The organism is Aquabacterium sp. A08 (genome assembly GCF_011742065.1).
Genome location: NZ_JAAQQT010000303.1, coordinates 1 through 404 on the forward strand (window position 1 = coordinate 1; position 404 = coordinate 404).

A 404-nucleotide genomic window follows, 5' to 3' on the forward strand; every position below is an offset into this window, starting at 1 on the left:
TTCGCGCAGGCGCTGCGCCTGGCGCCGCGCGACGGCGACACCCTGCACAACCTGGGCTGGATGTACTGCCAGGACGGGCGCCACGCCGACGCCACTGCCGCCTTTCAGCGCGCCCTGCAGTCGCCCAACTACGCTGCCGCCTCGCGCACCTGGATGACCCAGGGTGTGTGCCAGGCCCGTGCTGGTCAGGCGCAGGAGGCCGAGCAAAGCCTGCTGCGCTCTTTCGAGCTGGATGCGGGCAATCCGATCACCGTGTACAACCTGTCGCTGCTGCTGCACCAGCGTGGCGAGTCGGAGCGCGCCCGCTTCTACCTGCGCCGCCTGAACAATTCCGAGCTGGCCAACGCCGAATCGCTGTGGCTGGGCATCAAGATCGAAAACCGTTTGCAAAACCGGGAAGCGGC

At 67.6% G+C, this 404-nt stretch carries 1 pseudogene; it reads left to right on the plus strand.

The annotated features are described in order from the left end of the window. Window positions 1-404, plus strand: a pseudogene (locus HA630_RS26955) (tetratricopeptide repeat protein); the annotation flags it as partial.